Consider the following 25,929-nt stretch of genomic DNA (forward strand, 5'->3'; position numbering starts at 1 on the left):
AAAGGCTGTGCGCAACGCGCGGGGCCGCGCTTGACGGCGAGTCCGGCGCATGCGCATATCGCCGTGGTTAATCACGAGGGACCCCAGAAGACCTATGGCAAGCCGCAAGGCCATCACCGCAAAGGCCGATTGGCGCACCGTTTTCCGCCAGAGCATCGCCCGGTCGCTCGTGATCGCGGCGGCGGTCGTGCTCGCGGCGTTCACGCTGTTTCTGACGTTCGCGCTGCTGACCTATGACAGCACCGACGCGGCGCTCAACACCGCCGCGAACGGCAATGCCGCCAATTGGATGGGCAGCGCCGGGGCGTGGTTCGCCGACCTGGGCCTGTCGATCGGCGGGGCGCCGATCGCGCTGCTCCTGCCGCTGCTCGGCATTTTCGCGTGGCGGCTGTGGACGCGCGAGCCGCAACCCTATTGGGTGCGCCAGCTTGGCTATTCCTTTGCCGGCATCCTGTTCGTCGGGCTGGGCGCCGAACTTTGGGCGCCGGCCAGCGGCGCGACGATGCCCGCGGGCTGGGGCGGGATCATCGCGCTGGTCGTCGGCGGATCGATCACGCCGCTGTTCGAACTGGCGGGCGATCCGGCGTCGGCGCTGATCCGCTTTGCAACGATCCTGTTGCTTATCGGGATCGGACTGTGGCTCGCTGTCCGCGCGCTGCGCCTCGAAAAGGGCTGGGCCTCGCGGCTGAGACTGCCCGCCGCCGAAAGCAGCAGCCGCGTCGTCGAACCGGCGCGCACCGCGCCAGCCGACGCCAAAGGTCCCAATTTGATGGAGCGCGTCATCCGCCCGCGCCCGCGCGCCGAGCCGAGCGACCGCGCGCCGCCCGAAATCGCCGAGCCGGTCCAGCGCTCGGCGCCGTCGAAGCCCCGGGCGAAGCCGCAGAGCGAGCTGTTCACCAACTACCAGCTGCCCTCGATCGACCTGCTCGCCCCCGCACCCGACCGTCCGGCGGGGCAGATCGACAAGGCGGCGCTCGAACGCAATGCGCGCCTGCTCGAATCGGTGCTCGAGGATTTCCAGGTCAAGGGCGTCGTCACTGCGGTGCGCCCCGGCCCCGTCGTCACCATGTACGAGCTCGAACCCGCGCCGGGCACCAAGGCGAGCCGCGTTTCGAACCTGGCCGACGACATCGCGCGCAACATGTCGGCGCTGTCGGCGCGCATCGCGCCGATCCCCGGCCGCACCGTGATCGGCATCGAACTGCCCAATGCGCACCGCGAGGCGGTGGTGCTGCACGAGATCATCGGCAGCGCCCTGTTCCAGGACCAGACCGGGGCGCTGCCGATCATCCTCGGCAAGAATATCAGCGGCGATGCGATGATCGCCGACCTGGCCCCGATGCCGCACCTGCTGATCGCGGGTACGACCGGGTCGGGTAAGTCGGTCGGCCTCAATGCGATGATCCTGTCGCTCCTCTATCGCCTCGGTCCCGACCAGGTGAAGATGATCATGATCGATCCCAAGATGCTGGAACTCAGCGTCTATGACGATATCCCTCACCTGCTGGCGCCCGTCGTGACCGAGCCCAAGAAAGCGATCCGGGCGCTCAAATGGGCGGTCGAGCAGATGGAAGACCGCTACCGAATGATGTCGTCGCTGTCGGTGCGCAACCTTTCCTCGTACAATGACAAGGTGCGCGGCGCGCTCGCCAAGGGCAAGTCCTTGGGCCGCCGCGTCCAGACCGGATATGATCCCGACACCGGCCAGCCGGTCTATGAGGAAGAGACGCTCGATTACGCCCCGCTGCCACAGATCGTCGTCGTGGTCGACGAACTCGCCGACCTGATGATGACCGCGGGCAAGGAGGTCGAGTTCCTGATCCAGCGGCTCGCGCAAAAGGCGCGTGCCGCGGGCATCCACCTGATCCTTGCGACGCAGCGCCCGTCGGTCGACGTCATCACCGGCGTTATCAAGGCGAATTTGCCGACGCGCATCAGCTTCAACGTCACCTCGAAGATCGACAGCCGCACCATTTTGGGCGAGGCCGGCGCCGAGCAGCTGCTGGGCAAGGGCGACATGTTGTACGTGCCGGGCGGCAAGCAGATCACCCGCATCCACGGGCCGTTCGTCTCCGACGACGAGGTCCGCGCGGTCGCCGATCACTGGAAGGGTCAGGGCCGCCCCGATTATATCGAGAGCGTGACCGAAGACCCCGAGGACGGCGGCTTCGCGATGGAGGGCGCGCCCGCGGGCGGCGACAGCGCCGAGGATCGCATGTACGCCAAGGCCTGCCAGATCGTCGTCGAAAGCCAGAAGGCGTCGACCAGCTGGCTCCAGCGCCAGCTGCGCATCGGCTACAACAGCGCCGCGCGCCTGATCGAGCGGATGGAAGAGGAAGGGCTCGTCAGCCCGCCGAACCATGTCGGCCGCCGCGACGTGTTGACCGACCAATATGGCCAGCAGCGGTGACGGAACCCCTGACCGTGTTCGCGACTTGAACAGCGTCTAACGGCCGGGTTCAGCGCGGGTTCAATGCCTGCCTGCCACGACCGAGGCCGACAAATCAGAGTGAGACCCCGATGATCAAGACCAAGCTGACCCGCCTTGCCGCTTTCACGTTCGTTCCGGCCCTCGCCGCGGGCCTGGCGATCGGCGTCCCCGCCGTCGCGCAGTCGGCGAGCGCGCTGGCGTCGGTGCAATCGCACCTCAAGGCGACGAGCTCGATGACCGCCGACTTCGTCCAGACCGATCGCAACGGCCAGCGCCTGTCGGGCAAGCTGACGCTGAAGCGCCCAGGCAAGATCCGCTTCCAGTATCAGAAGGACGTCCCGCTGCTGATCGTCGGCGACGGCAGCCGCCTGACGATGATCGACTATCAGGTGAAGCAGGTGCAGAGCTGGCCGGTGAAGAATTCGCCGCTCGGCGCGCTGCTCGATCCCGATCGCGACCTCAGCAAATATGCGAAGGTGCTGCCGACCGGCAGCAACGACGTGCTGAGCGTCGAGGTGAAGGATCCGAAGCGCCCCGAATATGGCACGATCACGATGGTGTTCATCCGCGACGGGTCGGCGCCGGCCGGGCTGCGTCTGCGCGGCTGGGTCGCGCTCGATTCGCAGAACAACCGCACGCGCATCGACCTCAGCAACCAGAAGTTCAATGTCGCGGTCGCCGATTCGGCGTTCAAATGGACCGATCCGCGTCCGAACCGTCGCGGCCGCGGATAGCGACCTGAACGAAATCGACGCGAGCGCGCAAACTTTTCGCGGCTGCCGCGCTCTTTTTCCGGATCAACCGTCGTCCAGCATCGACGAACTGCATTTTCGCCGCGAAGCCGCCATTTTCCGTTCAGCTTGGCGACAGGGAAAAGCGTCTATTCCGGTTCTCGAAGACGCCAACACGGCCTCCGGTTTCTGGGTTTCCCCCTGTTGCCCCATCCGGATCGCCCGGTGTCTTCATTCAAGAGCGTGACGAACGCTGACCTTGAACCCCCGTTCCACCGCCCCTGGAACGGGGGTTTATGTTTTTGGCGGTGCGCCGTTGCGCACCCTAGCGTGCGCCGATAGAGCCTTGGCATGAGCACCATCAGCATCGCCTCGTGGAACATCAACAGCGTCCGCGCGCGGATCGGCATCGTCGAGCGTTTCCTGCGCGAAGAGGCGCCCGACGTGCTCTGCCTCCAGGAGATCAAGGTCGAATGCGGCCTGTTCCCCAAGGCCATGTTCGAACAGCTTGGCTATACGCACATCGTCACCCACGGCCAGCGCATGCATCACGGCGTCGCGACGATCAGCCGCATCCCGCTGGCCGATGTCCGCAAATATGACTGGCAGGCGAACGGCGAGGCGCGCCATATCGGCGTGACGCTGCCCTCGGGCGTGCGGCTCGACAATGTCTATATTCCCGCCGGCGGCGACATTCCGGACCGCGAGATCAACCCCAAATTCGGGCAGAAGCTCGATTTCTTCGGCCGCATGACCGAATGGTCCGCGGCGCTCGTCGACACGCCGACCATCCTGACCGGCGACTTCAACGTCGCGCCGCTGGAAAGCGACGTCTGGAACCACAAGGCGCTGCTCGACGTCGTCAGCCACACGCCGATCGAGGTCGAGACGCTGGCGCGGCTGCAGGCGGCGTCGAACTGGGTCGACCTCGGCCGCCATTTCATCGAGGCGCCCGCGCCGCTCTTCACCTGGTGGAGCTACCGCGCGAAGGATTGGGAAGCGTCGAACCGCGGCCGCCGCCTCGACCATATGTGGGTGACGCCGGACCTGATGCCGAAAGCGGTCGCGCACCGCATCGTCCAGCCCGCGCGCAGCTGGGAGCGGCCGTCCGACCATATTCCGATCGTAACGGAGTTCGCCTTTTGAGCGACGCCGCCGACCCTGGCGGCGCCCGCCGGGCCGCGCGCGCGATCGATGCGCTGCGCCGCGGCTGGCCGTTCCGCGTGACCGGGGCCGATGGCGCGCTCGACCTGCTCGCGGTCGAAAGCGCGCGCGACGCGGCGCTCGCCGACTTCGGCAGCCACGATGTCCTGCTCTCGGGCGAACGCGCGGTGACGCTGAAGCTGACCAATCAGCGGGTCGCGGCGACGCCGGGGCCGGTACGGCTGGCGAGCGCCGGCGGCACGGTCGCCGCGGCGCTGGCGATCGCCGATCCGGCGCTCGACCTCGCCCATCCGCTGAAAGGGCCATTCCGCACCGTCGCGACCGGCGGCGAGGCGGCCGCCGCAACCGCGATGACAATGGCGCGCCACGCCGGGCTGCTGCCCGCCTTTTTCGTGCGGGATGCTGTCGGCGAGGCCGAGACCGAATGCAGTGTTGAGGACGCCGCCGCGCTGCTCGACCCCGGCCGGCTTGAAATCGCCGCGCACGCGCGCCTGCCCGTCGAGGCGAGCGAGAGCGCCGAAATCGTCGCGTTCCGTTCGCCCGAAGAGGCATCGGACCATGTCGCGCTCGTCATCGGCAAGCGCGACGGCAACCCGCCGGTCGTGCGCCTGCACAGCGAATGCCTGACCGGCGATGTGCTCGGCAGCCTGAAATGCGATTGCGGACCGCAGCTCCACGCCGCGCTGCACGCGATGGCCGATGCACCCTGGGGCGTGCTGCTGTACCTGCGTCAGGAAGGACGCGGGATCGGTCTCGTCAACAAGCTGCGCGCCTATGCGCTGCAGGATCAGGGCTATGACACGGTCGACGCCAACCTGCGGCTCGGCTTTCCGGTCGAGGCGCGCGACTTCGCGATTGCGGGGCGGATGCTCGAATTGCTCAACATTCCGCGCATCCGGTTGATGACGAACAATCCCGAAAAGGTCGCGCGGCTGGAGAAGGAAGGCGTCGAGGTCGTCGAGCGGATCCCGCTCGCGCTGCCGACGAACAAATATAACGAGCAATATCTCGCGACGAAGCGGGACAGGACGGGGCATCAATTGTAACAGCCGCCGCCCCCGCGAAGGCGGGGGCCGCTATCGGCGTTGCTCTAGGCTGCCTGCGGCCCCCGCCTGCGCGGGGGCGACGATCTGTTTAGTGCACGAAACGCGCCACCACATCGCGGTAGCTGCGGCTGACCTTCACCTGCGCGCCCGAGCCGAGCACGAGGAAGCATTCGCCGTTGGTGTGCGGCTTGACCTGCTTCACCTGCGACAGATTGACGATGGTCGAGCGATGCACGCGCTGGAAGTTGCGCGGATCGAGGCGCTTTTCCAGATCCTTCATCGTTTCGCGCAGGATCAGCGAGTTGTCGGCGGTATAGATACACATATAATCGCCCGCGGCGTCGATGCGTTCGATGCTGTCGACGTCGACGCGGAAGATCTGGCCGCGATCCTTGATGTTGATCATCTTTTCATAGCGGTCGGCGGCGTGCGCGTCGGGCTGGATTTCGGCGTCATAATCGTCGGCGGCTTCGGGCGCGACCTCGGCCAGCACCGTCTTCAACCGTTCGACCTCGGCAGCACCGCGCTTTTCCGTGAGCCGCTGGCGGACGCGGTCGAGCGCGTCGGCGAGCCGCTCGGGCTCGACGGGCTTGACCAGATAGTCGACCGCCTGCGCCTCGAACGCGCGGATGGCATGGTCGGAGTAAGCGGTGACGAACACCACCAGCGGCGGCTCGACCTCCATCAGGCCCTGAATGACCGAAAAGCCGTCGAATCCCGGCATCTGGATGTCGAGGAACACGAGGTCGGGCTTGTGCGTCTTGATCTTGCGGATGGCCTCGCGGCCGTTCAGCGCGGTGTCGACAACCTCGACATCCGAATGCGCTTCGAGCCGCAGTTGCAGGCCCTGAGTCGCCAATTTTTCATCATCCACCAGGATGGTTCTGATCGTCATGTGCGTTCGGTTCCAATCGTCATTTGCCCGTCGGGCTGGAACGGAAACTCGATTACCACCGTAAATCCGCCTTCAGCGCCCGTCTGGACGTCGAACCGGTGCTGATCGCCGAAAGCCTGCGCCAGCCGGTCCCTGATGTTGGCTAAACCCACGCCGGTCGATTCCGTTGCAACGCCAGTGGTGGGGTCGGCGCCCTCCCCTGACAATCCCGAGCCGGTATCCGACACGGTAATCCGAACATTTTGACCGGCAAGTTGAGCCGAAATCGTGATGTCGGCGCCCTCTTCCTGCGGGGTGACCGCATATTTGATGGCGTTTTCGATGAGCGGCTGGAGGAGGAGCGACGGCAATCGCGCCCGCGCGCAGCCGGGGTCGATATGGAAATGCGGCCGCAAACGGTCCTCGAAGCGCATCTTTTCGATATCGAGATAGAGCTTCAGCGTCTCGATCTCCTGCGCCAGCGTCACCTGCGCGGTCGGCTCGTTGGCGAGCGTGTAGCGCAGGAAGGCGGACAGGCGCGACAGCATCGCATTGGCGGGTTCGGACTGTTTGAGCAGCACGAGCGTCGAAATGCTGTTCAGCGTGTTGAACAGGAAATGCGGATTGAGCTGGTAGCGCAACATCGCGAGCTGCGCCGAGGCGGCCTGCGCCTCGAGCCGGAGCATGCGGTCCTGCTGTTCTTCGAGCTGGAGGAAATAGTTGATCGCGAAATAGAGCGCCGACCAGGCGCCGAGCGAGGTCGCGTCGATATAGATGGCGCCGAGGAGCAGGCTGGTGAAGCCCGCTTCGCTGAGCGGATTCTGGATCTGCGCGACCCACGCGTCGATGAAGGCCCAGAGCGCCGTCGCGATCGCGGCGAGCCCGAAGCTGACCCCCCACATCAGGATCGGCCGGCGATTGATCAGCGCGCGGTAGCAGACCGACAGGATCAAGGTCAGCGAAAAGCCGGTGATCGCCGAAATCGTCTGCGGGATCAGGAAGGTGAAGGGCTGGCCGTTGGCAAGGCCCGAAACGCCGCGCAGCCCGAGCCACGCCGCCCAGCCGAGCAGCTGGAGGTTCCAGAAGGCGCGCACCTTGTTGCCGAAAAAGGGTTCGGGATTCGAGAATCCGAACAACGGCGGCGAGGAGGGCTGGCTAGAAACGGTCAGCGCCAAGGCGCGGGACGCCAAAAGGCTATTCGGCCGCGACGGGCGCCATGCGCACGCGCGCCTGGCCGAGCGGCTGCAGTTCCGACCGGTGCTTCCACACCAGTTCGCCATAGGTCAGCGTGCGGCCGTCGTGCGCGGTGATCGTCACTGGGCCGATCGGCTGTTCGTCGGTGGTATCGACGAGGACAGGGGTCGACGGCACGCCGGCGCCCCATTTTTCGCCCCACTGGCGCAGCGCGATCATCGCGGGGAGCAGTTCGATGCCCTTTTGCGTCAGCTGATAGCGAACCTTGCGACGATCCTCGGCCATCACTTCGCGCGCCATGATGCCATGGTCGACGAGCCGCGACAGGCGGTTCGACAGGATGTTGCGCGCGATGCTGAGCTCCTGCTGGAACTCCTCGAAATGATGGACGCCGTTGAAGGCGGCGCGAAGGATCATGAACGACCAGCGCTCGCCCATCGCCTCGAGCGCAAGCGGCAGCGCACAATTGTCGCCATAAATGTCGTTCAATGGTTCGCGTAATTTTCCCATAGGCGATGCCCTAACGTAAATTTGCCCTTCGCACAAAAAAATATGCGCGCTTGGTTGCATTTTGCAACCCTCCTCCCAATTTACCGACTGCAACCGCAAAAGGTTGCATCCGGCCCGGCCGACAGGGTGGTTCTCTCCCTTCCCTTGCTCCTTCCGACCGCGCCGCAACAGGCCGCCGCCCGTCTCATTCTCCCGGGGACGGACGGCGGCCTTTTCTCATTGGCGGCGGGCAAGTTTTGCATTGCAATATCGCCGACATGAACGACATTGGATACGATGCTCAGACAGTATGAACTTGTCGAGCGCGTGCGCGCTTACGATCCCGACGTCGACGAGGCGTTGCTGAACCGCGCCTATGTCTTCACGGTCCAGAAGCACGGCAGCCAGAAACGCGCGTCGGGCGACCCCTATTTCAGCCATCCGGTCGAGGTCGCGGGCATTTTGACCGACCTGCACCTCGACAGCGAAACGATCGTCACCGCGCTGCTCCACGACACGCTGGAGGATACGCTGACCACCCCCGAGGAGATCGAGCGATTGTTTGGCGCCGACGTCGGGCGGCTGGTCGATGGCGTGACCAAGCTCAGCAAGATCGAGGCGCAGACCGAGAATGAGCGCGCCGCCGAGAATCTGCGCAAGTTCCTGCTCGCCATGTCGGACGACATCCGCGTGCTGCTGGTCAAGCTCGCCGACCGGCTGCACAATATGCGGACGCTGCACTTCATCAAGAATCCCGACAAGCGCCGCCGCATCGCCAAGGAGACGATGGATATCTATGCGCCGCTCGCCGAGCGGATCGGCATGTATGAATATATGCGCGAGATGCAGCTGCTTGCGTTCCGCGAGCTCGAGCCCGAGGCCTATGCGACGATTACCGGCCGCCTCGCCAAGCTGACCGCGGGCGGCAAGGACAAGGTCGCCGCGATCAGCCGCGAGTTCAAGGAATTGCTCGCCAAGAACGGCATCGAGGCCGAGGTCTCGGGGCGCGAGAAGCATCCCTATTCGATCTGGCGCAAGATGCAGGAGCGGCACGTCAGCTTCGAGCAGGTAACCGACATCATCGCCTTTCGCATCATCACGCCGACCGACGCCGATTGCTACGCCGCGCTGGGCATCCTTCACCGCAAGTGGAAAATGGTCCCCGGCCGCTTCAAGGACTATATCTCGACGCCCAAGCGCAACGGCTACAAGTCGCTGCACACGACGATCATGCATCAGCAAAATATGCGGATCGAAATCCAGATCCGCAGCCTGGGCATGCACCAGCAGTCCGAATTCGGCCTCGCCGCGCACTGGGCGTACAAGCAAGGCGGCACGGTGCCCGACGGACAGGCGGGGTGGATCCGCGACCTGCTCGAAATCCTCGAGCAGACGCACGATCCCGACGAGTTCCTCGAAAACACGCGCATCGCGATGTACCAGGATCGCATCTTCGCTTTCACCCCTAAGGGCAGCCTGCATCAGTTGCCGAAGGGCGCGACGCCGGTCGATTTCGCTTATGCCGTGCACACCAAGCTCGGCGACCGCACCGTCGGCGCCAAGGTCAACGGGCGGCTCGTGCCGCTGCGCACCCAGCTCGCGAACGGCGATACGGTCGAAATCCTATCCTCGGACAAGCAGGTGCCGCAGCCGGCCTGGCTCGGCTTCGCGGTCACCGGCAAGGCGCGCGCGGCGATCCGCCGCCATGTCCGGTCGAAGGAAAAGGTCGAACTCGCCGCTTTGGGCCGCAAGATGTACGACGAGATCGTCGCGCGGCTGCCCAACAAGGTCGGCGACAAGGCCCGCGCCGCGGCGCTGACGCGGCTCAAGCTGGAGGACGATGCCGCGCTCTATGTCGGAATCGCCAAACAGCGTTTCAGCGACAATGCGGTGCTCGAGGCGCTGGTCCCCGGCATCACCGCCGAGATGAAGACCAAGCCGGGCAAGCTGGCGCAAGGCGCAGCGGTCTCGATCGCGGGGCTGACCCCCGGCGTCGCCTATCAGCTCGCCGACTGCTGCCACCCGGTGCCCGGCGACCGCATCGTCGGCCTCGCGCGGCCGGGCGAGGGGATCGAGGTGCATGTCATCGACTGCCCGAAGCTGGCCGACGGGATCGACGCCGACTGGATCGACCTGCGCTGGCAGGAGGATAGCGAGGGCGGCAACGCGCGGCTGTGCGTGGTGATCCTCAACGAGCCCGGCACGCTCGCCGAAATGTCGGGCATCCTCGCCGCCAATTCAGCCAATATCACAAACCTGCGCCTGTCGAACCGCGAAGGCGGCTTCCATACCTATGACGTTGTCGTCGAGGTGCGCGACGTCCAGCACGTCATGCGCATCCTGTCGGCGCTGCGCGCGTCGGACAATGTGGTGCAGGCCGAGCGGCTTTAGTTCGCGTAGAGCAGAGGCGGGCGCCACGCGGCCTGGTCGACCTCGTCGCGGACCTTGTAGACCTGGCCCTTGCTGTTCAGGAACAGCTTCTCCATCTCCGGCCGCGTGAACGGGCGCGAGCCGAGGCGGCCGAAGACGGCGATCTGGCCGCCGCTCTCGTCGACCGCGCGGTCGCGGTCGAGGCCTTTGGACAGCGCAATCGCCGGCGACGGCGTCTTGGCCCAGGCGATCAGTTCGGGCGTCGGTTTCGGCGAGAAGCCGTAGAGGCCCGGGTTGTCGGGGCTGGTCAGCTGGAGCACCTTGATGCCGTTCCGGCCGTCCGCGACATAGGCGAAGAGCGAGGCGTTGGTCGACGCGACGATGACATCCTCGGCGTCATTCAGCTTGCCGTCGAAGGTCAGTCCGGGCCAGACGACGGGCGCGGCAGGGCGCGTCACGTCGACGATCACGAGGCCGTCCTGCTTCGCCGCGACATACATATAGGTGCGCGCAAGATAGATTTTGCGGGCGTTGGCGATACGGACGGTGCCTGCGGGGACCGGCACCGGCTGCGCCATGTTGGTGATGTCGAACAGGCTGACGCCCTCGGCATTGGTGACCCAGAGGTAGCGGAACTGCACCGCGCTGGCGCGCGCATCGCTGAGCGGGAGCTGCGCCGTCACCTTGGGCTCGAGCGGCGTCGACAGGTCGAGCACGGCGAGCCCGGCGTCGGTGGTGATATAGGCATAATTGCCCGCGAGCGTCACATGGCGCGCGCCGGCCAGCACATTGCCCTCGTTCCAGGTCAGCGCCCGGGTCAGCTTGTTGTTGCGGAATTCGCCGTCGGCCATCGTGTCGATGTCGACGAGGATCAGCCCCTCGACGCTGTCGGTGATCACGGCATAGCGATAGAGCGGGTGGAAGGCCTGCTCCTGATTTTCGGGGAAATCCTTCACAATATGGTCGTTGCGCGAGATGCTGATCGGCTGGGTGGTGCCGATCGCCATGCAGGTGGCGTTCGTCGTCTTGACATGCGTGTCGTGGCCCATCGGCGAGAAGGGCGCGCGGACGATCCGTTCGGAGAAGCCCTTGTTGCCGATCGACGCGACGTCATAGACGCGGAAGCCGCCCTTGCCCTCGGCGACGAACATATATTCGCCGCGCTGTTGCAGGCAGTTCACCCGGCCGCTGGTGTCCTGCGCGATGTTCGCGAATTCCTCGAGCGCATATTTTTCGCCCGAGATTTTCTTGTCGAACACCTTGCCGCGCACCCAATTCTTGAGCTCGCGGCCGTTCCGGTTGACGTGCATGTCCCAATAGTCGGGATAGGCATATTTTTGCAGATAGCTGCCGATCACCGCCTGCGGCTCGTCCCATTCGGTGACGCGCGTCGCCTGGAAGCTGTCTTCCTGCCCCGACCAGACGTTGAGCCCGACGAAGTTCACGAAGTTGGTGCCCATCAACATCAGCTGCGACATGATCGCGTTGTTGTCGTCGGCCGCCGACAGGTGGCAGTCGGTGCACTGCTTGGTTTCCTGACGGCGGACGGTGTGCGGGAAGTGCGGCGCGAAGGCCTGGCTCGAAAAGCCCGCCGACGAGATCGGCGGCTGCTGGATATAGATACGCTCGCGGTTGAGGTTGGTCGAGGACAGCACCAGCGCCGAGGTCGATCGCACCGGGGTGATGATCCCGCGCACCTCGCCGTTCGGGCCGGGTTCGCCCGGCTTGGTCGTCATGTGGCGGCCGAGCTGGAACATCTCGTCGCGCGCCACCTGCGGGTTGTAGGTCGCGAAGTTGCGCGTCTCCTCCCCCTCGAAATGGTGCATCTTGGTCTTCCAGTTCGCCTCGATCGGCAAATGACAGCCGCCGCAGCTGGTGGTCCAGGACAGGTGACAGGTGAAGCAGGTCATCTTGTCGTCACCGTGCGCGCGATCCTCCTTCGCGACGCCGGGGCCCCATTCGAACTTGCCGTCGTCGCTCCCCGCGCGCGCCATCAGCTTGGCGCGCGCCGCCTTGGCGTTGAAATGCGGTCCGGGGGTGACGGCCTGTTTGACGAGGCTGACCTGCCATTCGAGCTTCGGATCGACGATCGAGCGTTGGATCAGCCCGGTGACTTCGCCGTCGTCATTATATTGGAATTCGAAGCGGCGGCGGCCGTCGCCGTTGCGCAGCAATGCCAGATTGGTGCCCTGCGGCCGCGCGGCGACGTTCGAGGTGAGGAGGTTCGGCAGGGCGTCGGCGGTGCCGTGGCAATCCTTGCAACTGATCTCGACCGCGTTCGCGACCTCGCCCTGGATATAGCCATTGCCGTGGCTATCCTGCGCAAAATGGCAGTCGGCGCACTGCATGCCCTTTTCGGCGTGAATGTCCATCATATGGACCGCCTTGCCAGGGTTGAGACCCGGCGGCACGAACTTGCCCTCGCGCCCGTCGGCAGTCGCCGTCGTCAGGCAAAGGTCGCGTTCCTTGGGGTCGCTGTAGCGGCTGCAGCTCTTGCGCCATTTTTCAGGATCGTTCGGGTCGACGATGTGCGCCGTGTCGGTGCCATAGGTCGACATATTGCCGTCGGCGTCGAGCAGATTGCCGTTGCGGTCGCGTTTGAAGATGCCGCGGAAGTTCCAGCCATGGCCGTGGTAGTCGGCGAACTGGGTGTTCTGGTTCGTGTCGTTGACGTCATAGACGTCGCGCAGGAACTCGACATCGCCCCACAGCCCGCGCGTCGCCGCCGCCTCGGGGTTGCGTTCGAGGACCTGGTGAACCTCGGCCGCGGTCGGATAATGCTGTTGCTTGAACTTTTTCTGATAGTCGGCGTCGCTCATCCCCGGCGGGCGCGGCGCGGTGTTGTTCGGCCCCGGCCACATCTGCGGCGCGTCGGATTCATAATCCCACATCGTATAGCCGAGGTAGGAATTCAGGAAGATGTTCGGCTGGTGCATGTGGCACGTCATGCACTGCGACGTCGGGATCGCGCGCGTGAAGGCGTGGCCGATCGGATGGCCCGATTCGAGGCGGTCCTTCCTGGGCTTCGCCTGCGTCCCCGCCTTGGCATCGGCGGGATCGACGAGCGCGCCATGCTGGTCGGGATCGGGCGCATGCTTCGCGCCGTCGCCATGATCCGAACCGCCGCCACCGTGGCCATCCCCGCCATGTCCGTGCCCGTCGTCGGCCTTGTACTTGCGGTCCTTGATCGTCGGGTCGACCGTCGCGGTCTCGCCGTCGCGGCCGTAGTCGGCATAGATCAGGCTGTGCCGCGGTTCGCGGTCGTTGGCGTAGATGACGTGGCAGCCCGCGCAGCCCGAATGACGATAGTCGCCCGGCTGGTCGTTGGTGCCCATGAACCACATGAAGGGGTCGTTGAGGCGCGTCTTGTGGATGTTGAGCACGGGAATCGCGACGCGCAGGCCGGTGCCGGGGCCGCGGTTCGACTGTTTGAGGTCCGGGCGGCCGGGTTCTTCGAGCCGCTGGATGCTGCCCGTCGGGTTCGGCAGGCCGATTTCGGCGAACTGGGTGTTGACGTTGCGGCCGCCGCGCTCGAACACGCGGAAGACGTCGCCGGGCGGGATCACGCTCCAGCGCGGTAGCGGATACATTTTGGCCAGCGCGCCGCGCTTGCGTTCGTCCTCGGTCAAAATCTTGTCGAAGCCGAAACTCGGTTTGCATGCCTCGGCCTGTTCTTCCTTGGTCAGCCGCGAGGAGGGCGACAGGATGCAGGCGGGCTCGCCCTTGCGCGTATAGGCCTCACCAAAGATATAATTCTTATAGGGGACGATGCCGTTGTTGTACGCCGCGCCGCCCCACAGCATCGCGCCGGTCGACATCAGCGACCGCTCGGTCGCCTCGATCGTCTCCAGATGGCAGGAGCCGCACGCCTCGCGGGCGACGCGATAGTCGCTGGGGTTCACGAAGCGGATGAATTCGGGCGATTCCTTGTTGAGCAACGTGTAGCTGCGCTCCGGGTTCGCCGGGCTGCCGCCCCATCCGCCGGGCAGGGTCGGCTGCGGATGCGCGACCTTTTTCGCAGCAAGATTGTACGCGCTCTCATAGCCGAGCTCGGGCTTGCCGAACGCCTCGGGCGAGGTCGCATCGCCGCCGTGGCAGTCGGTGCAGCCGAGGCGCACCGCGGGCGTCTTGTGCATCGTCGGCTGGTCGGTCTGGACGTGGCAGCTGTAGCAACCCCGCGACTTCGCGGCCATTTCCTCGACGCTCTGCTCGCGCGGCGCCGGCGGCGTGAAGCGATAGGTGACCTTGACCGGCTTTTCCTCGCCCGAAGCACGCGCAGGCTGCGCGCCGAAGCTCAGCGAGACGGCGAGGAGAGCAAGGAGGGCGAGGAGTTTGCGCATCATCGGCCTAGAAGGTCAGGATCATATTGGCGAGGATCGAGACATAGGCCTTGTTCCCCTGTTTATTGTCGAACAGGTCCTTGAAGCCCTTGCCGGGGACGAGGACCGCGGCGCTGAGGCGGCCGACCATATTCTGGTTCGCCTTGGGCCGGTAGATCGCGGCGACCGACAGGTCGAAGCCGATGTCCTTGGGGATCGAGCCCTCGACGCGCAGCTGTTGCAGCGTCGTCGTATCCTCGAACCAGAGATGGTTGAAATTGGTGCTGACGCGCGTTTCGGGCGACAGGTCGAAATCGGCGCCGGCGCCGAGGAAGATGGTGCCGGGATTGTTGAAATTCGACTGCCCCTCTTCCTTCGATGAGCGCAGCGAATTCAGGATGCCGTTGCGGCCGCTGATCGAGATGACGCGCCCGCCGCCCGCGAAGGGGATGGTCTGGCGGATCCAGTAGCTGGTGTCGGCGCCGCCGAAGATGGGATTTTCGAAGATCGCGTCGAAACCCGCCTCGACATTGTTATAGGGGTCGCTGTCGCCGGTCGCGTAGAGCCCCGACAGGCGGAAGCGCATCCAGTCATAATCATAGCTGAGTTCGGCCGCGGCGAAGCCGGCGCGGATCTTGGCGGGTTTGCTGGTGAAGAAGCTGTTTCGGTCCTCGCCGAGCGCCGCATAGAAGCTGGCGGTAACGTTGATGCGGCCGATACGGCCATCGGCGCTGTAGCCCAGATAGGCGACGTCATATTCGCGTCCGCGCAGATCGCCGATCAGCGCCGGGCGGACCGGGAAGCCGTTGTGGTCGATCTGGATGTCGTTCTTTTCGCGGTTCATATTGTAGGTCACGCTGACTTGGCTGGTCAGCCCGACGAACGGGAAATCCTGGCGATAGAGGTTGGCGGTAAAGATGAAATCGTCGCGCGGCGTCTGGGTGATGTCGTTGAGGCCGCTGTTCGTATCCTTCTCCAGCCGCCAGAAGGCCGCGAGATTATACTGGAAGCGGTTGTTGTCGCGGTTGCCGAAGAAACGGACGCCGAGCTGGCTGTCGTTGAACAGGAAACCGCGGAAATCGCTCTGGAACGGCTGGATGCCGATACGAATCGAGTGAAAGTCGTAGCGGTCGCTGTCGTTGCCGAGATGCTTGTCGACGAACAGTTCCTGCACGCCGAGGAAGCTGTCGTAGCGATGGCTCTTTTTCGACGGGCGCACGTCGAGAACGCGCCGTTCGGGCACGTCGACATAATTTCCCTGCCAGGCAAGCGTGACGCGATATTCGACGTCGGGCGGCTTGAACGCGGTCGAGCCCTTGATCAGCGCCGCGCCGACGATGAAGGTTTGCGCCAGCACGAAGCTGCGGTCCTTGCCGAAGACGTCGAGGCTGCCGGGGCGTTCGGTGGTCTGGACGCCGACCGGGATCGGGAAGGTGCGCGGTTCGAACACCGTGTCGGACACCGCGTTGGCGACGAAGAACCAGTCGTCCCCCTTGATCGGCAGCCATTTGACCTTCTCGGGATCGAGCGCGCGGTCGCCCTTGAGCGTGTTCTGGTGATAGGGGTCGAACCAGCGTTCCTTGACCACTCCTAGCGTCTCGATCAGGCGCCAGCGGTCGGGCACCGGCAGCTGGTCCTCGATTCCCGGAAAAGCCTGTGGCGGTGGGGGCCGAAGGGCGCCTTCATTGTCTTGCGTCAGCTGTTCGGGCAGGTCGGGGGTGTAGCCCGGACGGCGACGGCCCTCGATGATCTGGGTAACGAGGTCATCGTTCACCATCAATTGCCAGTCGACGGGCGGCGGCGGCGGGGTCAGTTCCTCGGCGGGCGGCGCATCGGGCGGCGGCGCCGCAGCGGGCGGCGCATCCACCTGGTCGGCGGGCTGTTCGGCGATGAACGCCCGCATCGTTTCGTCCAGCGTCAGCGGCTCTGCAGCCATCGGCGGCACCGGCGCATCGGCGCCGGGGGCGCCCTGCGCGGCGAGCGTCGCGATGATCGGGAAAAGGCTGACGTCGATGCTCACCGGTTACAGCCCGTCGCAAACATTTTGCTGCGCCGTGTCGAGGAAGGGCGCAAAGGGGCAGCCGATATAGCGGAGGCGAACCGTCGCCCCGCCCGCCAGATTGACGACGACGCGGTCGGACCGGATCGCGGTCGGCGCATTGCCGAGGCCACCGGCCCGCGCCCCGCCATTGTTCGTGCCGAGGAAGCTGATCATGTCGTCCTGATCGATACCGTCGCCCGAAACGCCGAGCGCGCCGATCAGTTGGTTGCCCCGGTAGATGGGGACCGAACCCGGGAAGATCTGGATGCCGTTCTGCAGCCGGTTCTGTCCCGGCTGGACGTCGGGCAGCGTCGTGCAGCGCGCGGGCGTGTCGGGCCCGGCGCCCTGCAAAAAGCCGAGGTGCTGGCCGACATTGCCGATGATCAGCGCCGACTGGATGCCGGTAGAGAAAGGATTGAACTGGCCGATGGGGCGCGACAGCGGGCCGTTGGGGCGCCCGACCTCGCCATCGGGGAAATAGGGACGCGCCAGGTTGCCGATCGCGCGATTGGGATAGGCGACATTGCCGGTCAGCGACGCGGCGTCGCCGAGGAAGGTTCGCATCGCGGGGACGAACTGGCGGATGTCGGCGCTGGCATTGGCGCTGAGCTCCGCCGCGGCCTGCGGACTGGAGAAGAAAGCCGCGGTGCGCGCTTTCTGGAGGCTGACGTCGGTGCCGAAGATCGGCGCGTCGGGTGAGCGGACGATGCCGAGCACCGATCCGTGCGTGTCGACGAGGCTGATCGTCACCTGCGCGCGGCTGTCGAGCGGGCGGCGGATCTGTGCGCGCGCGCGGCTCATCACGGTGAACGCCTCTTCGAGAATGGCGCGCGATTCTGCGGCGGTCAGCGGCGCGCTATTGCTCGATCCGTCGGTGCCGGCGCGGATCGGATAGCGGTTGGTGCCGCTGCCGTTGGTGAGGATGAAGGCATCGCGGTTCGAGAATTCGGCCGCGGTCGAGGCGCGGATCCCCGAGGCCTCGGTGCCATAGGCGGTGCCAGCAGTGATCGCCGCACTCGCATAGCCCGTCACGGCGACGAGATTACCCGCGGTGCCGTTGAGCGAAGCAAAGCCGACGCCGCCGGGGCTCAGGACGCCCGCGAAGGTCGCGTCGGAAAAACGCAGGGTGGTGCCATCGACGCTGATCTTGTCGGCGGTGATCGTCGAGGGCGCCTCGAAACCGCGCGTACCCGCGAGCGCGATGAACTCTTCGGGGTCATTCTCGATGTCGAGGATATTGGTGTCGAGCCCATAGACGCCGTCGCCCATCACCCCGATCCCGCCAACGAGAACGCCATTCTTGTAAAGCGGCAGCCCCCCGGCATCGGCCGCGAGGCCGAGCGGCGAGCGCTTCGGGCCGATGAGCGCGGCACTGCCCGCTGCACCGAAACGCGCCGACAGGTCGCTGCACGGCAGCTGGCTGAACTGCACGCCATAGAGCGGCCCGCTTTCGAGGCCGACCGTCGTGGGCGCGGGCGGGAAATGTTCCTGGACGATCTGGCTGGCGGTGCGCGTCGAGAAGGCGTTGCCGCCGCTCGACAGATAGGCGCCGGTGATCGCCTTGGCGATCGCACCGCCCTCTGCCGGGAAGGTCACATTCTGCGCGTCGATGTTCATCCCGTTCGGCGCGGGGGCCGTCGTCGCGGTCGCGCGCGCGCCGTTCATGCGGAAGACGCCGAGGACGTTGCCGACGCGGTCGGTCACCGCGATCACCGACGGCAGGCTGCGCGCCTGCGCCTCCGAAATCGCATTGGCGAGGATCGTTTGCACTTCGCCGGTCGTCAGCGCTTCGGCGGCGGGCGGCGTGTAAACCGTCGTCGGCGTGGGCGTCGGAGTGGGCGTGGGCGTCGGGGTGGGGGTTCCGCCACCCCCACCCCCGCCGCCGCACGAGGCGAGCACCAGCGAGCTGATCGCGGCGAGGGCCGCCGAGCGGAAGAGATGGGTCTTGCTTCGCATAAGTCCTACCGCAGCGCCCGGATCGAGCGAACCGCACTGCCGAGCGCCGCCTGGAAATCGGTGGGCTTGAAAGCGTTGGGATCGCGCACCGCGGTATAGGCGCGGTCGATGTCGGCGCGGATGCCCGCGGCGGCGCCGACGGTGATCCGTCCCGACGACACCATCGCGTTGAGCAAGGTATCGACGCCCATCACCGCCTGAATCGAGCCCGAATAATCGGTAAGGCGGTCGTTGATCGCCGGCGCCGAAATCGCGTCGACCATCGCAAAGGCATCGGTGCCCGAGAAACTGCGCGAAGCGAAGGTGGCCTTGAGCGCGCTCACCGTCTGGGCGAGCTGCGCCGCCGCCGTCACCGCGCTGGCCCGGTCGACGGTCATCGCCTTGTGGAAGGCGGCCGTTCGCGCCGCAAGCTGATCGGCGAGCGCCGGCGACGCGAGCCGCGCCGCCGCCGAGAGCATGATCAGATTCTCGTCATTGTAAGGCGGGATGCCTTCGGGCCATTTCTCGCCGCCCGCCATGATGCGACCGGGATTGTCGACCCCGGTACGCAGCGGCTTCGCCTGATCGAAAATGCGGCGATGGCAGCTGTGGCAGTCGAGGAAATAGAATTCGGGGAACATCCCCTCGGTCCCGCGCTTCGACTGGAACAGGTCGAGGCTGCGTTCGAGCGCGGTCGCCTGGCCCACCGCCCACATCTGGACATGGTCGGTACGCGCCTTCGGGGCGCCGAACTTGCGCCAGCCATAATCGTCATCCTCGCGGTGATGCGCCTGCAGCGACGAGAAAAGGTCGAGCTCGAACGAGATGCGCGGGTGGCCCGCCGCCATGATGCGGTGGGTGACGAACTGCCCCTCGCCCTTCGATCCGAAGTGGCAATCGACGCAGACTCCGGCACGTACCACCGGATCTTCGAGCTTGCGAAGTCCGGCGCGCAGGTTCGACAGATGCTTGTCGCGCATTTCGCGATCGGGATCGGCGTTGGTGCCGACCCCGGCATAATGGCTGGAAATCCAGCCGCCCGCGGGGCCGTGGCACGATTCGCAGCCGACGCCGTCCTCGAGCGGGGTTACGCGGCCGGGCCCGCCGGTGCTGTGGCAGCCGAGGCACATCGACGCCTTCGACGGGTCGCCGATGCCGAGATTTCTGGCGATGAACTGGCTGCGGCTGTTGGTGAGCACCGCCCAGGCGCGGCTGTGCGCGCCGCCGGGGGTCGAGGGCTCCTGCCATTTCATCAGCTCGTCCTGCAGAACGACGGTGCCGTCGCCCTCCATGCGGCCGTGGCAGGTCGATCCGGCGCAGGAGGCGACGCCGGTATAGCGTCCGGCCTCGCCGCCCTGCGAACGCGCCGGGGGAGCGGCGACGACCGCGGCGATCGCGAGCGCAAGCAACAGCACCGCGAACGCCGCTATGGCCGCCCACGGTCGCTCGCCGCGCCCACGTATCGCGTCGGTCGTCATCCCTATGTCCCCTTTTCCCGCCTGACGCTTTTGCGCCTAGACCGTAACTTACACCACCCCGAACGCCAGCATCGCGTCGGCCACCTTCTTGAAGCCGGCGATGTTCGCGCCCTTCACATAATCGATATAGCCGCCGCCCTGGTCGCCATAGGTCAGGCAGCTCTTGTGGATGCCCGCCATGATGTCCTTGAGCATCTGCTGCAGCTCTTCTTCCTTCCAGCTGCGGCGCTCGCTGTTCTGGCTCATCTCGAGGCCCGAGACGGCAACGCCGCCGGCGTTCGCCGCCTTGCCCGGCGCGAACATCGTCTTGGCATGTTTGAAGGCGTGCACCCCGTCGAGGTTCGTCGGCATGTTCGCCCCTTCGCTGACCGCGATGACGCCGTTGGCGATCAGGGTTTTGGCATCGTCGCCGAGCAGCTCGTTCTGCGTCGCGCAGGGCAGCGCGACATCGCATGGCACGCCCCACGGCGTCTTGCCCGCGGTGAAGCTCGCGCCCTTGAACTCGTCGACATATTCCTCGATCCGGCCGCGGCGGTGCGTCTTGTGCGCCTTCACCCAGTCGATCTTTTCCTGCGTGATGCCGTCGGGATCGTGGATGAAGCCGCCCGAATCCGAAAGCGTCAACACCTTGCCGCCGAGCTGGACGATCTTTTCCGCCGCGTGGGTCGCGACATTGCCCGAGCCCGAGATGACCGCGGTCTTGCCGACGAGATCCTGCCCCTTCACCGCCAGCATGTTCGCGAGGAAATAGACCGCCCCATAGCCCGTCGCCTCGGTACGGATCAGCGAGCCGCCCCATTCGAGGCCCTTGCCGGTCAGAACGCCGGTGAATTCGTTGGTGATGCGTTTGTATTGGCCGAACATGAAGCCGATTTCGCGCCCACCCACGCCGATGTCGCCCGCAGGCACGTCGACGTCGGCGCCAATGTGGCGATAGAGTTCGGTCATGAAGCTCTGGCAGAAGCGCATGATCTCGCGCACGCTCTTGCCCTTCGGGTTGAAGTTCGAGCCGCCCTTGCCGCCGCCCATGGGGAGGCCGGTGAGCGCATTCTTGAACGTCTGTTCGAAGGCGAGGAATTTGAGGACGCTTTCGGTCACGCTGGGGTGAAAGCGGATGCCGCCCTTGTACGGGCCGATGGCGTTGTTGTTCTGGACGCGCCAGCCGCGCTGCACGCGAATATTGCCGTTATCATCCTCCCAGCAGACGCGGAAGGATACGACCCGATCGGGCTCGGCGATGCGGCGCAGGATCTGCTGCTCGTGATATTGTTCCTTGTCGGCGATGAACTCGAAAATGTCCTCCGACACCTCCTGCACCGCCTGGACGAACTCCGGCTGGCCGGGGTTACGTTTCTTTACGCCTTCCATGAACGTCGAAAAATCGACGTGATCCGATACTGCCACTGCACCCCTCCCCTATTGCCTGGGAAAATCGGTGCGACCCCACTGACGATTTTGTCGTTGACCGACCTCGCCCCACAAAGGCTACACCATCGCGACGCAAAGGCAAGACGGCAGGGCAATTTCTTGGCCCCGTACAAGAGGGACAAAGATGAGCGAGAGCAACAAGATGGCCGGGGGGATGACGGCGACTAACCGCGCAATCCTGATCGCGGCCTTCGTCCTGCTGGCGAGCGCGATCGGCTATGCAATCTGGCGGGATTCCGGGAGTTCCGGCGCCGGGCCGGCCGCCGAAAGCGCGGCAGCGCCCGCCGACCAGCTCGCCACGCTGGAGGCGCGGGTGAAAGCCGAACCGAACAGCGCCGAGGCGTGGACGGCGCTCGGCCAGGCGCGATTCGATCTCGGGGATTTTGCCGCCGCGACCGCTGCTTATGAGAAAGCCGTGGCGGTTTCGCCCGAGTCGGCGGGGCTGTGGTCGGCGCTCGGCGAAGCGCGCGTGATGGCGAGCGACCGCGACCCGATGCCCCCGAAGGCGCTCGAAGCCTTTACCAAGGCGATCGCGCTCGACGCGAAAGATCCCCGCGCGCGCTATTTCATGGCGGTGAAAAAGGATATCGGCGGCGATCACAAGGGCGCGATCGAGGACTGGTTCGCGCTGCTCGCCGACACCCCGCAGGGCGCGCCGTGGGAGGCCGATCTGCGCCGCACGATCGAGCAGGTCGGCGCCATCCACAAGATCGACGTCGCGGCGCGCCTTGCGAGGACGCAAGCACGTCCGTTGACGCCCGACGAAATGCCCGTCGCCGCGCGCGCGATCCCGGGACCCAGCCGCGCCGACATGGAAGCCGCGTCGCAACTGCCCAAGGGGCAGCAGGATGCGATGATCCAAGGCATGGTCGACGGGCTGGAGGCCAAGCTGAAGGCGAACCCGTCGGACGTCGACCGCTGGATCATGCTGATGCGCAGCCGGATGACGCTCGGCGAGACCGCGAAAGCCGCACAGGCGCTGAAGGATGGCGTCGCCGCCAACCCGGCGGCGGCGGGGCGGCTGAAGGCGCAGGCGCAGATGCTGGGCGTACCGGGGGCTTAGGACAGCACCGCTTTAATTTATCACGCGAAGCCGCGAAGTCGCGAAGATAGACCTAATCCCGTTTGCCCTGAGCTCGTCGAAGGGCCGTTCTTTCGTTGGCGGCATAAAATAAAAGAGCGGAGCTTCGACAAGCTCAACACGAACGGATTCAAGTTTTCCTTCGCGTCTTCGCGTCTTCGCGTCTTCGCGCGAACCCCTTATCCCGCCATCAGCGCCGCATTGCCGCCCGCTGCCGTAATATCCGTCGAGATCGACTTTTCCTCGGCGAAGCGGTGGAGATAGTGCGGGCCGCCGGCTTTCGGGCCGGTGCCCGACAGGCCGCGGCCGCCGAAGGGCTGCGAGCCGACGATTGCGCCGATCTGGTTGCGGTTGACGTAAACGTTGCCGACCTGCGCGCGCGCCGCGATATGCGCCGCGACCCCGTCGATGCGCGTGTGGACGCCGAGTGTCAGGCCGTAGCCCGAGGCGTTGATCGCATCGATCAGCTGGTCGAGCTCGCCACCCTTCCACGTCGCGACATGCAGCACGGGGCCGAAAATCTCGCGCTTCAAATCGGTGACATGGTCGAGGCGGATGAGCACGGGCGGCACGAAATGGCCGCCCGCCGGCAGGTTCGTCCGGCCCGCTTCGGCGATCACGCGGCCTGCGGCGCGCGCTTCGGCGACATAGGCGGCGATATTCGCCTGTGCTTCGGCATCGATAATCGGGCCGACGTCGGTCGATAGCAGCGCGGGGTCGCCGACGTTGAGTTCAGCCATCGCGCCCGCGACCATTTCGATCATCGTGTCGGCGACATCTTCCTGCACGCAGAGCAGGCGCAGCGCCGAGCAGCGTTGGCCCGCGGACTGGAAGGCCGAGGCGACGGCGTCGCGCGCGACCTGTTCGGGGAGTGCGGTCGAATCGACGATCATCGCGTTGGCGCCGCCGGTTTCGGCGATCAATGTCGCGATCGGGCCGTCGCGCCCGGCGAGGCTGCGGTTGATCATCCGCGCGACCTCGGTCGAGCCGGTGAAGGCGACGCCGATGATGTCGTCATGGCCGGTGAGCGCCGCGCCAACGGTTTCGCCGCGGCCGGGGAGATAGTGCAGCACGTCGCCGGGGACGCCCGCTTCGAGCAACAGCTCGACCGCGGCATGGGCGATCAGCGGGGTCTGCTCGGCGGGCTTGGCGAGGACGCTGTTGCCCGCCGCAAGCGCCGCCGAGACCTGGCCCAGGAAGATCGCGAGCGGGAAGTTCCACGGGCTGATCGCGACGAAGACGCCCTTGCCCTCGAGGATCAGCTCGTTGCGCTCGCCGGTCGGCCCGGGAAGCGCGACGGGATAGGTGAAATCCGCGCGCGCCTGCGCGGCGTAATAGCGCAGGAAATCGACCGCCTCGCGCACTTCGGCGACCGCGTCGACGAGCGTCTTGCCGGCTTCGTCGATCGCAAGGCCGAGAAAGAGCGCGTCGCGTTCCTCGAGCAGGTCGGCGGCGCGTTCGAGGCGTTCGGCGCGGAAACTCCCGCCGGCGAGGCTCCAGTCGCCGTGCGCCTGCCGCGCCGCAGCGACCGCGGCGTCGACCGTCGCGCGATCAGCCTCGATCACCTGTCCGACGACTGCTCCCGTCGCGGGGTTGCGCACCGGCTCGGCTGTGCCGCCCTGCGCCACCCCGCCGACGATCGGCGCCGCGACATAGCCCGCGCGGCGCGCCTTGGCGATCGAGGCGGTGAGCGCCTCGGGCACGCCGGGTTCGCCGAGGTCGTAGCCGCGCGAGTTGCGGCGCAGCGGATCGAAGAGGGTGAGGCCGGTCGGAATCGTCGATGGCTTGCTCGCGATGCTGCGCGGGTCGACCGCGAGCTGTTCGGGGGTGACGTCGGGGTCCGAGAATTGGTGCACGAAGCTGGAGTTCGCGCCATTTTCGAGCAGTCGGCGGACCAGATAGGCGAGCAGGTCGCGGTGCGTGCCGACCGGGGCATAGACGCGCACCGGCCGCGGCGGCGGATACAGCGCCATGATCGCGTCGTGCGCGCCCTCGCCCATGCCGTGCAGCCGCTGCAGCTCGTAATCGGCGCCGGCGAACAGCTCGGTGACGAAGGCGAGCGTCATCGCATTGTGGCTGGCAAAGGCCGGGAAGATGCAGTCCTGCGCGTCGCGGAGGATCTGCGCGCACTGCATGTAATTGAGATCGGTGTGGTTCTTCGCGGTGAAGACCGGAAAGTCGCCGAGGCCCATCGTCTGTGCGCGCTTGATCTCGGTGTCCCAATAGGCGCCCTTGACGAGGCGCATCGACAGCTTGACGCCGCGCGCCCGCGCCCTTGCGGCGACCCAGCGGATCGCCTCCGGCGCGCGCTTCTGATACGCCTGGATCACGATGCCGAGCCCGGTCCAGCCGTCGGCGATCCCGGCGTCGATCAGCGCCGCGAACACGTCCATATGCGGTTCAAGCCGGTCGCTCTCCTCGGCATCGATCATCAGCGGGATGTTCACGTCGCGCGCCGCGCGGGCGAGCGTGATGACGCTGGGGATCAACTCTTCCCGAACGCGGTCGGCCTGCAGATATTCGTAGCGCGGGTGGAGCGCCGAGAGCTTGATCGAGATGCCGTGGTTCGCATGCGGATCGCCCGCCTTCGCCTTCTTGCCGATCCGCGCGATGGCATTGGCATAGCTGTCGTAATAGCGCCGCGCATCGCGGGCGGTCCGCGCGGCCTCGCCGAGCATGTCGAAGCTCGCGAGTTCGCTCTTTTGCTTGTCGGCGCGCTTGACCGCAGCGTCGATCGTCTCGCCCATCACGAACTGCTGGCCGAGCAGCTTCATCGCCGCAAGCGCCGCCTGGCGGATCACCGGCTCGCCCGAGCGGCGGATCATCGATTTCAGCAGCGACAGCGGGTTCGCCTTGCTGCCCATCGCATCGAGCATCAGCGTCGCCGAACCGAGCGACAGCCCGCGCGCCGACAGCGCGACGATCAGCGGGCTGTCCTCATCCTCGCCGTCCTTCCAGTGGCGTCCGGCGATCTTGTCGCGGATCAGCGCATTCGCGGTCGCGCTGTCGGGAACCCGGAGCAGCGCCTCGGCAAGACACATCAGCACGACGCCTTCCTCGGTCGAGAGGCGGTAGCGGTTCATCAGCTGCGCGACGAGCGTCTCGCGATCGCCCTCGGCCTTCGCCTTGCGGATCAGCGCGAGCCCGCGCGCCGTCGTCGCCGCGACGGTCGCGGGCGAACGGGCGAGCTCGGCGCGCAGATCGGCGACGATATCGGTTTCGGAACGGCGGGCGAGGGTGCGAAGCGCGGCGCGGTCGTTGGGCTGGGTCATGGTAGCTCCCATAGCATATCGGCGTCAGCCGATCCGACCTGATTTGACGCCGAAGACATATGTTTTGACTGAATTC

15 protein-coding genes are annotated in these 25,929 nt (G+C 66.0%); 6 read left to right on the forward strand and 9 right to left on the reverse strand.

Translation table 11 applies throughout. The annotated features are described in order from the left end of the window. Window positions 1–94: 94 nt before the first annotated feature. From ATE67_RS19110 to ribA, 4 genes are all read left to right on the forward strand, one after another. Window positions 95–2,410, forward strand: a complete 2,316-nt coding sequence (locus ATE67_RS19110; protein WP_058818233.1) for an FtsK/SpoIIIE family DNA translocase — start codon at window positions 95–97, stop codon at window positions 2,408–2,410. A 110-nt stretch (window positions 2,411–2,520) separates the two neighbouring features. Further along, window positions 2,521–3,165, forward strand: a complete 645-nt coding sequence (locus ATE67_RS19115) for a LolA family protein (RefSeq protein ID WP_058818234.1) — start codon at window positions 2,521–2,523, stop codon at window positions 3,163–3,165. Between the two features lie 348 nt (window positions 3,166–3,513). Next, window positions 3,514–4,308 (forward strand): exodeoxyribonuclease III, encoded by a 795-nt coding sequence (locus ATE67_RS19120; RefSeq protein ID WP_058818235.1) that lies wholly within the window; start codon window positions 3,514–3,516, stop codon window positions 4,306–4,308. Further along, window positions 4,305–5,372: a GTP cyclohydrolase II gene (gene ribA / locus ATE67_RS19125; protein WP_058818236.1), complete on the forward strand. Its 1,068-nt coding sequence runs from the start codon at window positions 4,305–4,307 to the stop codon at window positions 5,370–5,372. The genes ATE67_RS19120 and ribA overlap by 4 nt, the downstream gene beginning before the upstream one ends. 88 nt (window positions 5,373–5,460) lie before the next feature. Here the strand turns inward: ribA and ATE67_RS19130 are convergent, their stop codons facing one another. Genes ATE67_RS19130 through ATE67_RS19140 form a run of 3 tightly spaced genes read right to left on the reverse strand, consistent with a single transcriptional unit; the run spans window position 5,461 to window position 7,950 of the window. Continuing rightward, window positions 5,461–6,267, reverse strand: coding sequence for a LytR/AlgR family response regulator transcription factor (locus tag ATE67_RS19130; protein ID WP_058818237.1), 807 nt, complete (start codon window positions 6,265–6,267; stop codon window positions 5,461–5,463). Further along, window positions 6,264–7,382, reverse strand: a complete 1,119-nt coding sequence (locus ATE67_RS19135; RefSeq protein WP_058818238.1) for a sensor histidine kinase — start codon at window positions 7,380–7,382, stop codon at window positions 6,264–6,266. The genes ATE67_RS19130 and ATE67_RS19135 overlap by 4 nt, the downstream gene beginning before the upstream one ends. A gap of 58 nt (window positions 7,383–7,440) precedes the next feature. After that, entirely contained in the window at window positions 7,441–7,950 is a 510-nt protein-coding gene (locus ATE67_RS19140; protein WP_058818239.1) for a winged helix-turn-helix transcriptional regulator, read from the reverse strand. Window positions 7,951–8,226: 276 nt separating this feature from the next. Here ATE67_RS19140 and ATE67_RS19145 point away from each other — a divergent pair, with 276 nt between their 5' ends. Continuing rightward, window positions 8,227–10,320, forward strand: a complete 2,094-nt coding sequence (locus ATE67_RS19145) for a RelA/SpoT family protein (RefSeq protein ID WP_058818282.1) — start codon at window positions 8,227–8,229, stop codon at window positions 10,318–10,320. Here the strand turns inward: ATE67_RS19145 and ATE67_RS19150 are convergent. From ATE67_RS19150 to gdhA, 5 genes are all read right to left on the reverse strand, one after another. Next, window positions 10,317–14,642, reverse strand: coding sequence for a hypothetical protein (locus ATE67_RS19150; RefSeq protein ID WP_058818240.1), 4,326 nt, complete (start codon window positions 14,640–14,642; stop codon window positions 10,317–10,319). The genes ATE67_RS19145 and ATE67_RS19150 overlap by 4 nt on opposite strands. Before the next feature lie 4 nt (window positions 14,643–14,646). Next, the gene (locus ATE67_RS19155) at window positions 14,647–16,395 is read right to left on the reverse strand and encodes a hypothetical protein (protein ID WP_231728240.1); all 1,749 of its coding nucleotides are present in this window, start codon (window positions 16,393–16,395) and stop codon (window positions 14,647–14,649) included. A gap of 246 nt (window positions 16,396–16,641) precedes the next feature. Then, window positions 16,642–18,615 (reverse strand): heme-binding protein, encoded by a 1,974-nt coding sequence (locus ATE67_RS19160; protein WP_058818241.1) that lies wholly within the window; start codon window positions 18,613–18,615, stop codon window positions 16,642–16,644. A 5-nt stretch (window positions 18,616–18,620) separates the two neighbouring features. Beyond that, entirely contained in the window at window positions 18,621–20,072 is a 1,452-nt protein-coding gene (locus ATE67_RS19165; RefSeq protein ID WP_058818242.1) for a multiheme c-type cytochrome, read from the reverse strand. A 48-nt stretch (window positions 20,073–20,120) separates the two neighbouring features. Then, complete coding sequence (gene gdhA, locus ATE67_RS19170; RefSeq protein WP_058818243.1) at window positions 20,121–21,476, reverse strand: NADP-specific glutamate dehydrogenase; 1,356 nt, start codon at window positions 21,474–21,476, stop codon at window positions 20,121–20,123. A gap of 148 nt (window positions 21,477–21,624) precedes the next feature. On the opposite strand from gdhA, the gene ATE67_RS19175 reads away from it, so the two are divergent. Beyond that, entirely contained in the window at window positions 21,625–22,563 is a 939-nt protein-coding gene (locus tag ATE67_RS19175; protein WP_058818244.1) for a tetratricopeptide repeat protein, read from the forward strand. A gap of 197 nt (window positions 22,564–22,760) precedes the next feature. On the opposite strand, the gene putA is transcribed toward ATE67_RS19175, so the two are convergent. Then, the gene (putA, locus tag ATE67_RS19180; RefSeq protein ID WP_058818245.1) at window positions 22,761–25,853 is read right to left on the reverse strand and encodes a bifunctional proline dehydrogenase/L-glutamate gamma-semialdehyde dehydrogenase PutA; all 3,093 of its coding nucleotides are present in this window, start codon (window positions 25,851–25,853) and stop codon (window positions 22,761–22,763) included. Between the last annotated feature and the right edge of the window lie 76 nt (window positions 25,854–25,929).

This window comes from Sphingopyxis sp. H050, assembly GCF_001468265.1.
Classification (GTDB): Bacteria; Pseudomonadota; Alphaproteobacteria; order Sphingomonadales; family Sphingomonadaceae; genus Sphingopyxis.